This window comes from Gilliamella sp. CG13, from assembly GCF_046635805.1.
In the GTDB taxonomy this organism is placed as follows: domain Bacteria; phylum Pseudomonadota; class Gammaproteobacteria; order Enterobacterales; family Orbaceae; genus Gilliamella; species Gilliamella apicola_I.
This window is the reverse complement of record NZ_JBIDFM010000001.1, coordinates 571,411-583,962: the sequence shown is the minus strand read 5'-3', so window position 1 is coordinate 583,962 and position 12,552 is coordinate 571,411. Positions and strand designations below refer to the sequence as shown.

General features: G+C 37.0%; 14 protein-coding genes. 11 read left to right on the top strand and 3 right to left on the bottom strand.

Annotated features, from left to right (window positions below):
• Positions 1–32: 32 nt before the first annotated feature.
• On the bottom strand, positions 33–1,100 hold the full coding sequence (gene ulaG / locus ACGH6R_RS02705) for an L-ascorbate 6-phosphate lactonase (RefSeq protein WP_267351386.1): 1,068 nt from the start codon (positions 1,098–1,100) through the stop codon (positions 33–35).
• A gap of 26 nt (positions 1,101–1,126) precedes the next feature.
• Positions 1,127–1,888, bottom strand: a complete 762-nt coding sequence (gene ulaR, locus ACGH6R_RS02700; RefSeq protein ID WP_267378223.1) for an HTH-type transcriptional regulator UlaR — start codon at positions 1,886–1,888, stop codon at positions 1,127–1,129.
• Between the two features lie 426 nt (positions 1,889–2,314).
• Here ulaR and ACGH6R_RS02695 point away from each other — a divergent pair, with 426 nt between their 5' ends.
• From ACGH6R_RS02695 to ACGH6R_RS02675, 5 genes are all read left to right on the top strand, one after another.
• On the top strand, positions 2,315–4,084 hold the full coding sequence (locus tag ACGH6R_RS02695) for a PTS ascorbate-specific subunit IIBC (protein ID WP_411598826.1): 1,770 nt from the start codon (positions 2,315–2,317) through the stop codon (positions 4,082–4,084).
• A 25-nt stretch (positions 4,085–4,109) separates the two neighbouring features.
• A complete protein-coding gene (locus ACGH6R_RS02690; RefSeq protein WP_267351391.1) occupies positions 4,110–4,583 on the top strand; it encodes a PTS sugar transporter subunit IIA in 474 nt (157 codons plus the stop codon).
• A gap of 3 nt (positions 4,584–4,586) precedes the next feature.
• Entirely contained in the window at positions 4,587–5,279 is a 693-nt protein-coding gene (locus ACGH6R_RS02685) for an L-ribulose-5-phosphate 4-epimerase (RefSeq protein ID WP_411598825.1), read from the top strand.
• A gap of 19 nt (positions 5,280–5,298) precedes the next feature.
• Positions 5,299–5,943, top strand: a complete 645-nt coding sequence (locus ACGH6R_RS02680; RefSeq protein ID WP_267361259.1) for a 3-keto-L-gulonate-6-phosphate decarboxylase UlaD — start codon at positions 5,299–5,301, stop codon at positions 5,941–5,943.
• A 67-nt stretch (positions 5,944–6,010) separates the two neighbouring features.
• Positions 6,011–6,907: an L-ribulose-5-phosphate 3-epimerase gene (locus ACGH6R_RS02675; protein ID WP_411598824.1), complete on the top strand. Its 897-nt coding sequence runs from the start codon at positions 6,011–6,013 to the stop codon at positions 6,905–6,907.
• A gap of 66 nt (positions 6,908–6,973) precedes the next feature.
• On the opposite strand, the gene ACGH6R_RS02670 is transcribed toward ACGH6R_RS02675, so the two are convergent.
• Complete coding sequence (locus ACGH6R_RS02670; protein ID WP_411598823.1) at positions 6,974–7,309, bottom strand: zinc ribbon domain-containing protein YjdM; 336 nt, start codon at positions 7,307–7,309, stop codon at positions 6,974–6,976.
• Positions 7,310–7,479: 170 nt separating this feature from the next.
• Between ACGH6R_RS02670 and lptM the strand changes: the two genes are divergently transcribed.
• The 6 genes from lptM to yigB all read left to right on the top strand — a co-directional run bounded on the left by lptM (position 7,480) and on the right by yigB (position 12,381).
• Complete coding sequence (gene lptM / locus ACGH6R_RS02665; RefSeq protein WP_220216806.1) at positions 7,480–7,647, top strand: LPS translocon maturation chaperone LptM; 168 nt, start codon at positions 7,480–7,482, stop codon at positions 7,645–7,647.
• Between the two features lie 15 nt (positions 7,648–7,662).
• Positions 7,663–8,916: a diaminopimelate decarboxylase gene (lysA, locus tag ACGH6R_RS02660; RefSeq protein ID WP_411598822.1), complete on the top strand. Its 1,254-nt coding sequence runs from the start codon at positions 7,663–7,665 to the stop codon at positions 8,914–8,916.
• 141 nt (positions 8,917–9,057) lie between these two features.
• Positions 9,058–9,882, top strand: a complete 825-nt coding sequence (dapF, locus tag ACGH6R_RS02655) for a diaminopimelate epimerase (RefSeq protein WP_411598821.1) — start codon at positions 9,058–9,060, stop codon at positions 9,880–9,882.
• Positions 9,883–10,000: 118 nt separating this feature from the next.
• On the top strand, positions 10,001–10,735 hold the full coding sequence (locus ACGH6R_RS02650; protein ID WP_411598820.1) for a DUF484 family protein: 735 nt from the start codon (positions 10,001–10,003) through the stop codon (positions 10,733–10,735).
• A 9-nt stretch (positions 10,736–10,744) separates the two neighbouring features.
• A complete protein-coding gene (xerC, locus tag ACGH6R_RS02645; RefSeq protein ID WP_065559259.1) occupies positions 10,745–11,668 on the top strand; it encodes a tyrosine recombinase XerC in 924 nt (307 codons plus the stop codon).
• Entirely contained in the window at positions 11,668–12,381 is a 714-nt protein-coding gene (gene yigB / locus ACGH6R_RS02640; RefSeq protein WP_411598819.1) for a 5-amino-6-(5-phospho-D-ribitylamino)uracil phosphatase YigB, read from the top strand. The genes xerC and yigB overlap by 1 nt, the downstream gene beginning before the upstream one ends.
• Positions 12,382–12,552: the final 171 nt, after the last annotated feature.

Genomic DNA, 12,552 nt, shown 5'->3' with positions numbered 1-12,552 from the left:
TATTCACTGCCCACAAAAATTATTGATCTAAATTACAAGAAAGATCGATAAGGTAATTCAGGCTCATCGGTAAAGATGTCTCTAAATCCACGATAATGCTGATAGTGCATTTTGTTTTTATCTGTTGGATAAGTATATTTACCGCCAACTTGCCAGAAGAAAGGCGTAAATTGATATTCCAAACGATCTTTTTTCATTTGCCAAAGTACTTCAATTTCACGAGGATCACTTTGGAAATTCGCCCAAATATCATGATGAAAAGGGATCACAACTTGTGTTTTCAGCGATTCCGCAGCACGCAAAATATCTGAAGAGGTCATTTTATCGGTGACCCCACGCGGATTTTCACCATAAGAAAGTAACGCAACATCGATTTTATAGTCATTACCATGTTTGGCATAATAGTTAGAGTAATGAGAATCTCCTGAATGATAGAGTGAACCGCCCGAAGTTTCAAACAGATAGTTAACGGCTCTGTCATCCATGCCATCTAAAATCGCTTTATCAGTTGAGGAAACCCCTTTAGGTAGTGTCACTAACGAAGTTCTGTCAAAAGAATCTAGCACTCGAATGGTAATATCGCCCACTTTAATGGTTTCGCCTACTTTGGCAACAATGCAACGATCTTCAGGTACACCCCAACTTTTCCATAATTCGACACAAGCTTTAGGGCCAATAAATTTCACTTTTGGTGAACAGTTTTGAATGACCGCAGCAGCCACATTGACATCAATATGATCGGCATGATCGTGGGTTGCCATTACCGCATCAATCTCTTTAATAGCAAAAGGATCTAATACAAATGGGCTGGTTCTTAAATTAGGTTGTAATTCGCGTACTCCCCCCATACGCATCATTTGATGTTGTTTGTTCATCAAAGGATTAGCGTGTGTTTTTTTACCGGTCCCACACCAAAAATCGACGGAGATATTGGTATTACCGGCAGATTTTAACCAAATGCCAGTACAAGCAAGCCACCACATGGTAAACGTATTGGGTTTAACCTCTGTTGCTTCAATCTCTTCATTTAGCCAAGTACCCCATTCAGGAAAGGTATTTAATATCCACGATTCTCGGGTAATTTCGTTCACTTTACTCATACTTTGTTCCTTTTACATTTTAATAATTAAACTAAAATAACATCTACACCTTGCTCCTTAATGCTTTCAATGACTTCCTTGTTTGCTTGTTTACCGGTAATTAAAATATCGATTTTATTCACAGGACAAAAAAGCATGCCAGAATTGGCTTTGGTTTCAATTTTTGAACTATCGACAACAACAACTAATTTTTCAATTTTTTCAAGTATCTGTTGTTCAGCCACTGCACCTAATATTTCATTCTTATAAAGTCCATTGGGTGTTAACGTCTTGCCACTGGTAAACATCCATTTGCCAGCATAAGAATCAGTAATGTTCGCAATGGGGTTAAGAATAATATTTTGTGTTTTGTTATATAATCCTCCCATAATGATGACATTTTCATGATCATGTTCAATCAAGTAACACGCTAACGGAAAATAGTTAGTAATGATTGAAACATTTTTACCACAGAGTTCTCGACCCAATAAAAACGCCGTTGAACCGCAGTTAATGACAATATTTTCATCAGCACCACATAACTTAGCTGCACGAATAGCGATGCGAGCCTTTTCATGATAATGATCGGTATTATTATTGCCGATTGGTGCCCATATTGGCTTTTTCTCTTCGATGCGCATAATACCGTTACGTACTTTTTTTACTCTTCCTTCCTGATCGAGCTTAGTGATATCACGACGAGCTGTAGCCGGTGAGATAGAAAAATATGAAACTAACTCAGTCACTCTTAACATCCCTTTGTCGTTAACCATTGCCACTATTTCATTATGTCGTGATATTTCGTTCATTATTACCTCTTTGTTGAATTAAAGTGATTAATTTTGATCAAAAATGATAATAATTTTCATTCATAATATTGTCAAATATTTATAACCAATATTTAACTCATTATTGATTCAATATGTTGATAATAATAATTATATTTCTAATTTTTACCGCTGTTTTTTCCTAAAAATGTGATGATAATCACAGATGTGGGTGTGATAGATTTAGAAAAGTGATCTTTATCAAAATAATCATAAATAATCATTGAATGGTTAATTGTGATTGTAGAATATAACAAGTGTTATTTAATCATGAATAACGAAGTGTAATCAGAAATTTTATCTATTCATATAACAATAAATATTATAGAAAAATTTAAAAACGAAGTTAGTTCTCCACAGTAAAGCGTTAGATATTTAAAGATGTCGATCAACCAATGAGAGGAACATATGGAAGTAATCTACAACATATTTTATATTTTTTATAGCCAAGTTATGACAAAAGCGCCTTTGTTGCTTGGCTTAGTGACAATGTTAGGTTATTGCCTTTTACGTAAAGACATAACAACCGTTTTAAAAGGCACCATTAAAACCATTGTTGGTTTTATGTTATTACAAGTCGGTTCAGGAGTGTTAGTTTCAACCTTTAAACCCGTCATTGCAAAACTATCAGAATATCATGGTATTAAAGGATCGATTATTGATACGTATGCCTCGATGGTGGCCGTCGAAAAGGGTATGGGCGATCAATATTCTTGGGTTGGCTATGCAGTATTATTGGCACTTGCTATCAACATTGCACTTGTGCTGTTTCGCCGTTTAACCGGTATCAGAACGATCATGCTGACAGGTCATATTATGTTTCAGCAAGTCGGTCTTATTGCACTATTTTACTTTTTATTTGGTTATGGCATGTGGGAAACCATTATCTATTCCGCCATTATTACTGCACTCTATTGGGGGATATTCTCAAATATGATGTTTAAACCAACCGAAGCGGTAACAGGTGGGGCTGGTTTTTCCATTGGTCATCAACAGCAACTCGGTTCATGGATAGCAGTAAAATTAGCGCCAAAACTGGGTGATAAAAATGATTCGGTTGATAATCTTAAATTACCTAAATGGTTACATATTTTCCATGATAGTATCGCTGCCACAACCATTGTCATGACATTCTTCTTTGGCATCATCCTTCTTTCATTTGGTTTAGATAATCTTCAAACAATGGCTGGTTCAACCCATTGGACAATCTATATTTTCGAAACAGGACTTAAATTTGCCGTTGCAATACAAGTTATTGTGGGCGGTGTACGAATGTTTGTTGCTGAATTATCCGAAGCATTTAAAGGTATTTCTGAAAAATTAATTCCCAATGCTGTGCTTGCTATTGATTGTGCAGCCATTTATGCATTTTCACCCAATGCCATGGTTTTTGGTTTTATTTGGGGTGCATTAGGGCAATTCTTAGCGATCGCATTATTGCTTATCTTCAAATCCCCAATAATGATTATTCCAGGATTTATTCCTATGTTCTTCTCAAATGCGACAATCGGCGTATTTGCCAACCATTTTGGAGGTTGGAAAGCGGTAATGAAAATCTGTTTTGCGATGGGGATAATCGAAGTTCTGGGTTCTGCTTGGGTGATCAATATTTTTGCACAAAACGGCACGCCTATTGACTCATGGATGGGGATGGCGGATTGGTCAATTTTATTCCCACCAATCTTACAAGGGTTATCATTTTCTCATTTGTTTATCTATTTAATCATTGCGTTAGCGTTAGTTTATATGTTCTTTGCCGCTAAAACACTACGCGCTGAAGAAGCACAACAAAAAAATCAACCTATCGAAAACGATATACATCAGGATGTAAATGAAGCAGTAGTTGAAAAAATGGATGAAGTTGCAATAAGTGAAGGCCAACCAATTCGTATTCTGGCGGTATGCGGTAGTGGTCAAGGGTCATCAATGATGATGAAAATGAAAATTGCGAATTTTCTGGATAAGAAAGGGATCCCTAACATTATGGATTCTTGTGCAGTTACCGACTACAAATCCCGATTACCGAATGTTGATATCATCGTAGCATCGAAGCATCTGATACATGAAATTGAAGTGAATGAAGGTCAACATGCACTCGGTGTACAAAATATGCTTAATCCACATACGTTTGGCGATGAGCTTATCGAACTAATTAACCAAGTTAATACGAATAAATAGATAGAATATGAAAAAGGAGCGCAATATGGCTTTCAAAGAATCTTTAATTGAAAATAACTCAATATTACTCAGCGCAGAAGCGGCAAATTGGGAAGATGCGGTCAAGCTTGGAACCGATATGTTAGTAGCATCAAAAGCCATTGAACCATCTTATCACGATGCCATTATCCGTTGTGTAAAATCCATGGGACCTTACATTATCATTGCGCCTAATCTGGCTATGCCGCATGCCAGACCTGAAGATGGTGTCAATCGTACCGCTTTTGCCTTAGTAACCTTAAAAAAACCTGTTTATTTTGACGGAGAAGATGAACCGGTTGATGTGCTCGTCACCTTAGCCGGAAGTACGTCTGATCAACATATGGAAGGGTTAATGGAAGTGACACAAATTTTAGATGATGAAAATAGCGCAACAGGTGTTGATCTCGATAAATTAAGACGTTGTCACAGTAAAGAAGATGTCTATGCAGTCATTGATCGGGCTTTAAATGGAGGCTAGTTTATGTATCAAGCTTTAAAAGAAAGGGTTTTACACGCTAATTTACTGTTACCTAAATATAATCTGGTTACTTTTACTTGGGGCAACGTATCAGAAATTGATCGCACAAAAGGCGTTATTGCCATAAAGCCTTCAGGTGTTGAGTACGGTGCGATGACTGTAGATGACATTGTTGTGCTTTCATTAACAGGGGAAATTGTAGAAGGTAAACTCAATCCGTCCAGTGATACAGCCACTCATCTTGAACTCTATAAAGCATTTGAAAATATTGGTGGCATTGTCCATACCCATTCGCGCTATGCCACCATTTGGGCTCAAGCAGAGTTAGACATCCCAGCCTTAGGCACAACGCATGCCGATTACTTTTATGGTGATGTACCTTGTACTCGTCGGTTAACTGATAATGAAATTGCGACCGATTATGAAAAAAATACAGGACTTGTCATTATTGAGGAGTTCAAACGTCGAGGCGTCGATCCAAAAGCCATGCCTGGCGCTGTGATTTCTGGACATGCTCCATTTTGTTGGGGAAAAAATGCTATCGATGCCGTACATAATGCTGTGGTACTGGAAGAAGTCGCTATGATGGCAATTGCAACTCGTCAACTCAATCAAACCATTAAAATACAACAAACCTTATCTGATAAGCACTATTTTCGCAAACATGGCGCAAACGCTTATTACGGTCAAAAATAAAATGAACAAGGAAATAAAAATGACAGCACCTAAATTACAAATCGCCTTAGACCAAACTGAATTAAAACCGGCATTAGATGTTGCTAAAAATGTGTCAGGATTTGTCGACATTATTGAAGTCGGCACTATTCTTGCGTTTGGGGCAGGCATGGAAAGTGTAAAAACATTACGACAACTTTATCCCGATCATATTTTAGTCTGTGATTTAAAAACCACCGATGGCGGAGCAATATTAGCAAAAATGGCTTTTTCTGCTGGCGCTAATTGGTTAACTGTATCGGCAGCTGCGCACATAGCCACGGTTGAAGCATGTAAGAAAGTCGCCGATGAGTTTAAAGGCGAAATCCAAATCGAATTGTATGGGCATTGGACATTAGAAGATGCGAAAGCTTGGCGTAAATTGGGTATTAAACAGGCAATTTATCACCGTTCTCGAGATGCGGAATTAGCTGGCGTAGGTTGGGGGGAGGAGGATTTGGTTAAAATGCGTCAGCTTTCAGATTTAGGACTAGAGCTTTCAATCACAGGGGGAATTGTACCGGAAGATATCCACTTGTTTGCTGGCATTAAAACCAAAGCCTTCATTGCTGGTCGAGCTCTTGCCAATGAAAATGGTAAAAAAACGGCTCAAGCATTAAGAGAGCAAATAGCAAAATATTGGTAAGTGATAGATTGCAGTCGTTACGGCGACTGCATTTTTAAAATAATAAAGATATGAGCAGGTTTTAACTATGTCAACATTTGCAATCGATCCCACACTACAGACCAATCATATTGGTATTTATGAAAAAGCATTGCCTAATGAACTTTCATGGCAACAAAAATTGCAGGAAGCAAAATCATTAGGATTTAATTTTATTGAGATATCAATAGATGAATCTGATGAGCGTCGAGCAAGGCTCGATTGGTCTGATGACGAAATCTATGCATTAAAACGATTATGTGAGCAAAATCAAATACCACTACATTCAATGTGTTTAAGTGCACATCGTAAATATCCGTTTGGCTCAGCAGATGAAACAGTCCGCAACCAAGCAAAAGACATCATGAATAAAGCGCTTCGTTTGGCTTATAAGCTTGGAATACGAGTGATTCAGTTAGCAGGGTATGATGTCTATTATGAACCAGCCAATAACAAGACTCACCAACGTTTTATTGAAGGTATGCAATGGTCAGCTAAACAAGCGGAAAAAGTTGGGATAATGTTGGCAGTTGAAATTATGGATACTAATTACCTAAATTCACTCAGTAAATTTGAAATTTTAAAACGGGAAGTGAATTCCCCTTACTTCATGGCTTATCCTGATGTTGGAAATATTACGGGTTGGAACTACGATACATGTACTGAGCTATTGTTAAGTCGTGATCATATCGTCCAAATTCATCTGAAAGACACCTTAAAAGTGAAAAAGAATTATTCAGGACAATTTAGAGATCTTGTCATTGGTGAAGGTGAGGTTGATTTTCTGGCCATATTTAAAACACTTAAAATGATGAACTATTCCGCACCGTTAGTCATTGAGATGTGGGCAAAAGATGATAAATGGAAAGAAAATATTATCACAGCTCAAAAAAGATTAAAGGCAATCGGCGAACAGGCAGGATTTCCTATATTTAATTCAATATAAAATCAAACATGATTTGATTGTGAATCAACGCTTCATCTTATGAAAAAAGATGAAGCATTCAATGCATTAAGCTTTTTTGACAAAACAGGCTTTAAGCATAATTTTCATGCCATCGATTTTACAATCAATTTCATGATCACCGTCGACTAAACGAATCCCTTTCGCTTTTGCCCCTTTTTTTAGCACAGTCGATGAACCTTTTAATTTAAGGTCTTTAATCAATAATACATCATCACCATCCGCTAATAAATTATCGTTACTGTCTTTCACTTCACGTTGAGATGATTCAGTCGTTACTTGATTAGGATCCCACTCATGAGCACACATTGAGCAGACAATTAAATTACCGTCGGGATAAGTATACTCTGATCCACAGGTAGGGCAGTGATTTGTTGATTCCATCTTGTTTCCTGTCGTATTAAAAAGTTTAATTATAGCATAATTATTGTCAAATTTCCTGACATTAGATTTTGCTTTGTTATTTACCAAATTCATTATTTGCGCTTTGCACGATAAGGGCTATCGTGTAATATAGTCGTTATCATAAAAATTTAGAATATTGTGAATATTATATGAAATCATTAATAAAATTACTTTCGATGTTTTTGCTCATTCTATCTATTGTGGGGTGCGGTCTAAAAGGGCCTTTATATCATCCTACAGAAGCATCCAATAATCAAACAGACCAAACAACTATGAATAGTTTGAATCAAGAACAAATAATAAATAAAGTTGCTTAAGTTAGGAAAGAAACAATGAATTTTTTGCATTATCAAAATGGTCATTTATTGGCTGATCAGATAGCTATTGATGATTTAGCCAAACAATATGGTACCCCTTTATATGTCTATTCTGCTGACTATATCACTCAGCAGTTTTTAGCTTACAAGCATGCACTTACTCATCGTAAAAACTTAATTTGTTATGCGGTCAAAGCGAATAGTAACTTAGCGGTATTACAGTTGTTAGTTAAGTTAGGCTCAGGGTTTGATATTGTTTCACAAGGTGAGCTAGAACGAGTACTTAAAGCGGGCGCAGACCCCAAAAAAGTTGTCTTTTCGGGCGTGGCGAAATCCATTACCGAAATTGAACGAGCTTTACAAGTAGGTATAAAATGCTTCAATGTTGAATCAGAAGCAGAATTGTATCGAATCAATGATGTTGCAAAACGTCTTGGTAAAGTCGCTGCTATATCTTTAAGAATTAATCCCGATGTTGATGCAAAAACGCATCCGTATATTTCAACGGGTTTACGAGAAAACAAATTTGGTATTAGTTATCAATTAGCGATTGAGGTGTACCGCCAAGCAAAAGCATTATCCAATATTAACATTGTTGGCATTGATTGTCATATCGGCTCGCAACTCACCGAATTATCGCCATTTTTGGATGCCGCTGAACGTATACTTTTATTAGTCGATAAATTAAAATCAGAAAATATTCAGATACAACATATTGATCTAGGTGGCGGGTTAGGCGTTTGTTATGATGATGAGCAACCACCAACGGCATCGCTACTGGTGACTGAATTATTGAAAAAATTAGCGCATTATCCAGATCTCGAAGTAATATTTGAACCGGGGCGTTCAATAGTGGCTAATGCAGGTTTACTCATTACGAAAGTGGAATACACTAAACATCAAGATGATAACCATTTTGCAATAGTCGATGCGGGGATGAATGATTTAATTCGTCCAGCGCTTTATAAAGCTTGGATGCGTATATTACCCGAAAAAGAGCAACAAGCGGAAGATAAAACCTTTATATACAACGTTGTTGGGCCGATTTGTGAATCAAGTGATGTACTTGCTTATCAACGTGAGCTATCTGTCAAACAAGATGATTTAGTCGTGATATGTAGCGCAGGTGCTTATGGGTTTAGCATGGCTTCAAATTACAACAGCCATCCTCGCCCAGCAGAAGTGATGCTGATTGATCAACAACAGCATAAGTTGATTCGTCAACGCGAAACGTTTGACGACTTATGGCGTGGAGAACACGTCTTCTAGCTATCCATTGATGTATAGGTTATAACTGGTTAAACAAGAATGATGAATCTTAATAAGTTGTTTATGACGTTCTTAGTTCAAACGAATCAATAAACAATTATTCAAGATATAGTAATCTTTGATGATAAAAGGTAGATGATGATGAACTTTTCAAAAATGCATGGACTGGGAAATGACTTTATGGTTATTGATGCGGTAACGCAAAATGTTCATCTGTCTCCGGATTTAATTAAGCGTCTGGCTAATAGATATACCGGTATTGGGTTTGATCAGCTACTGATTGTTGAACCACCTTATTCACCTGATAGCGATTTTCACTATCGTATTTTTAATTCGGACGGAACAGAAGTTCAGCAATGTGGTAATGGTGCACGTTGTTTTGCGCGTTTTGTTCGTTTGAAAGGTTTGACCAAAAAGCGCGTGTTAAAAGTCAGTACCATGAAAGGGAACATTGTCTTAACCATTAACGATGATGAAACCGTTCGAGTGAACATGGGGGTACCTGTTTTTGAGCCAAATAAAGTACCTTTTAAAGCGATTAAAGAAGAAAAGACCTATATTATCAGAGCACAAGAACAAACCATTTTATGTGGAGTTGCCTCAATGGGCAATCCACACTGTGTAATACAAGTCGATAATATTCTAACTGCTCAAGTGAGCACGCTAGGGCCATTATTAGAGCAACATGAACGTTTTCCTGAACGGGCTAATATTGGATTTATGCATATTATTGATCGTAATAACATTAATTTGCGCGTATTCGAACGTGGAGTGGGTGAAACCCAAGCCTGTGGGACTGGTGCGTGTGCAGCGGTCGCGGTAGGAATTAATCAAGGCTTGTTAAATTCGACTGTAAATGTCAATTTACCCGGTGGCAAGTTGCTGATTGAGTGGAAAGGCGAAAATCAACCACTTTTTATGACGGGGCCGGCAACACATGTTTATGACGGTTTTATCTCTTTTTAAAATAGTGCTTATTTGGCAATTAATTTGTAGCGTGGGTCAATAAAAATCCGAGTTCGCATATTTGAATATTAAATGAGTCTATCTTTAAAATGTTAACAAATGAATAAAGAATTTAACTATGGTTGTAAAAAACACGCGGAATTTAAAAACTAAAAACAGTCAAACTCAAACTAAACCACTCAAATTAAATGATGAAGTGGTCAGTCAGTATATTATCAATAACCCTGATTTTTTTATTCGCAATGCCAACCAGATTGAAAGTTTGCAAATTCCTCATCCTGTGCGTGGCGTCATCTCATTACCCGAATGGCACATGGCAAGGCAACGAAATAAAATAAAGCAACTTGAGTCTGAGATAACGTTATTAATGGAACATGCCACAGCGAATGAGCAGCTGTTTAGCCAATTGATGGATCTTCAACTGAAATTGATTCAAACCTCAGACCTCAATGAATTAATTCAGTCACTTAATTCATGGGCAAAATCATTGGGACTGAACGGCGCTTATCTCTATCTTTTTGACGATAAATGGCTACTTAGCGCGCCATCAAATTATCACTACTTGGCGCTGAATTCTTCACAATTTGATTTTATTCGTGTTCGTCATTTGCAGTATAGCCATCAGTATTTAGGTGCATTAAATTCGACGGAATTAGATTTTTTATTACCGGAACATAACTATGTTGGATCAGTTGCTTTATCGCTATTAGGAAAATTTGGTGATTTGGGCATCTTGATTTTTACCAGTGCAAATCCACATCATTATCAAGCAGGTCAAGGGACACTCTTGTTGGAAAAAATAAGTGAGTTATTACCGATCTTGATTGAAAAGTGGATTATGCGAACAAAATAAGGACTAATGATGATTCAGTCTAATCAAGAACAACTATCATTATTAACCCAACCCGTTGAGCAATTTTTAAACTACTTAAAATCCGAAAGACAACTCAGTTTAAACACGCAAATTAATTATCGTCGACAACTCTATGCCATTATTGAATTAGCAAAAACAGTCGAAATTGCTAACTGGCAAGATCTCGATTCATCCGCGGTGCGCTTATTAATTGGTAGAAGTAAACAAGCAGGGTTACAAGCAAGAAGCTTGTCATTAAGGTTATCGGCATTGCGGAGCTTTTGTGATTGGATGGTCAAGAATCAATTGATCAGCGCAAATCCTGCTCGTGGCGTTTTAAATCCTAAGATCGGTCAACATCTGCCTAAAAATATTGATATTGACGAGATAAATCAATTACTGGACATTGAATATAACGATCCTTTATCTGTACGTGATCGGGCAATGCTTGAAGTTATGTATGGATCTGGATTACGTTTGTCAGAATTAGTGAATCTAAATTGCCGTGAATTAAACCTAAAAGAGGGGGAAATTCGGGTAATGGGGAAAGGAAATAAGGAACGGAAATTACCATTAGGTAGAGAATCGATTAAATGGATCCAACACTGGTTATCCATGCGTAACTTATTAGAACCTCAAGATGATGCCTTATTTATATCAAAATTAGGTCGTCGAATCTCCCCACGAAATGTTGAAAAAAGATTTGCTGAGTGGGGGATCAAACAGGGATTAAGTTCACATGTTCATCCGCATAAATTGCGTCACTCTTTTGCAACGCATATGTTAGAATCCAGTCGAGATCTGCGTGCAGTACAAGAGTTACTCGGGCATGCTGATTTGTCTACAACTCAAGTTTATACCCACCTTGATTTTTCACACTTATCTGATGTTTATGATTCGACGCATCCAAGAGCAAAAAGAGGAAGAAAGTAATGCGTTTTTACCGATCAATTAACCGCATTCAAGCAATGACATTTGATCTTGATGATACGTTATATGACAACAGCATGATTGTTGAAAAAGCTGAAGATGAAATCATCAAGTCTTTAAGACAACATGAACAGCTAAAAAATATCACCTTGTCAGATCTTCATACTGAAAAACAACAGGTATTAGCCCTAAATCCCGAAATCTATCACGATGTGGTTATTTGGCGAATCGAAACGATTAAATCTCTACTCCTTAAAATGGGTGTATCCACATTTAACATTGATGATATCGTTCAGCAATCTATGGCGTGCTTTAACTTTTGGCGTCATAAAATGCAAATCACTGAATCGACGCATCAATTATTGGCAACACTTGCCAGTAAAATACCCTTAGCGGTGATCACAAATGGCAATGTGGATATTCATAAAATAGGATTAGGAGATTACTTTCAATTTTCGCTTCGAGGTGGGGCGGATGGTCGTTCTAAACCTTTTCCTGAGATATTCGATTTAGCAGTTAACAAGTTAGCCGTACCAGCAAAGCACGTTTTACATATCGGTGATAATCTATTAACAGATGTTAACGGCGCAGTAAATAATGGTTTATTAGCTTGTTGGATAAATATTTATGGTCAAGATATTTATCACCTTGCTGATGCCAAATGTTTGCCACATATTGAAATCAATCATTTATCAGAACTGGATAATCTGCTATAATTTATTTTAAATATGTATAAATAGACAGTAAGCTACACGATCATCATCAATTGCTTTAAAAAACGCCTATCTTTACATCCTTTTTGATGACAACCTAAACACGACAGATTAACTGAAAAGAATTGATTGATACTAGGTTTAAATTCAAAACCTATCAATAATTGCTATGAT

Excerpts from the sequence above, each read along its gene's own strand:
- ulaG (WP_267351386.1), bottom strand. The coding sequence starts at position 1,100 with ATGAGTAAAGTGAACGAAATTACCCGAGAATCGTGGATATTAAATACC.
- ulaR (WP_267378223.1), bottom strand. The coding sequence starts at position 1,888 with ATGAACGAAATATCACGACATAATGAAATAGTGGCAATGGTTAACGAC.
- ACGH6R_RS02695 (WP_411598826.1), top strand. The coding sequence starts at position 2,315 with ATGGAAGTAATCTACAACATATTTTATATTTTTTATAGCCAAGTTATG.
- ACGH6R_RS02690 (WP_267351391.1), top strand. The coding sequence starts at position 4,110 with ATGGCTTTCAAAGAATCTTTAATTGAAAATAACTCAATATTACTCAGC.
- ACGH6R_RS02685 (WP_411598825.1), top strand. The coding sequence starts at position 4,587 with ATGTATCAAGCTTTAAAAGAAAGGGTTTTACACGCTAATTTACTGTTA.
- ACGH6R_RS02680 (WP_267361259.1), top strand. The coding sequence starts at position 5,299 with ATGACAGCACCTAAATTACAAATCGCCTTAGACCAAACTGAATTAAAA.
- ACGH6R_RS02675 (WP_411598824.1), top strand. The coding sequence starts at position 6,011 with ATGTCAACATTTGCAATCGATCCCACACTACAGACCAATCATATTGGT.
- ACGH6R_RS02670 (WP_411598823.1), bottom strand. The coding sequence starts at position 7,309 with ATGGAATCAACAAATCACTGCCCTACCTGTGGATCAGAGTATACTTAT.
- lptM (WP_220216806.1), top strand. The coding sequence starts at position 7,480 with ATGAAATCATTAATAAAATTACTTTCGATGTTTTTGCTCATTCTATCT.
- lysA (WP_411598822.1), top strand. The coding sequence starts at position 7,663 with ATGAATTTTTTGCATTATCAAAATGGTCATTTATTGGCTGATCAGATA.
- dapF (WP_411598821.1), top strand. The coding sequence starts at position 9,058 with ATGAACTTTTCAAAAATGCATGGACTGGGAAATGACTTTATGGTTATT.
- ACGH6R_RS02650 (WP_411598820.1), top strand. The coding sequence starts at position 10,001 with ATGGTTGTAAAAAACACGCGGAATTTAAAAACTAAAAACAGTCAAACT.
- xerC (WP_065559259.1), top strand. The coding sequence starts at position 10,745 with ATGATTCAGTCTAATCAAGAACAACTATCATTATTAACCCAACCCGTT.
- yigB (WP_411598819.1), top strand. The coding sequence starts at position 11,668 with ATGCGTTTTTACCGATCAATTAACCGCATTCAAGCAATGACATTTGAT.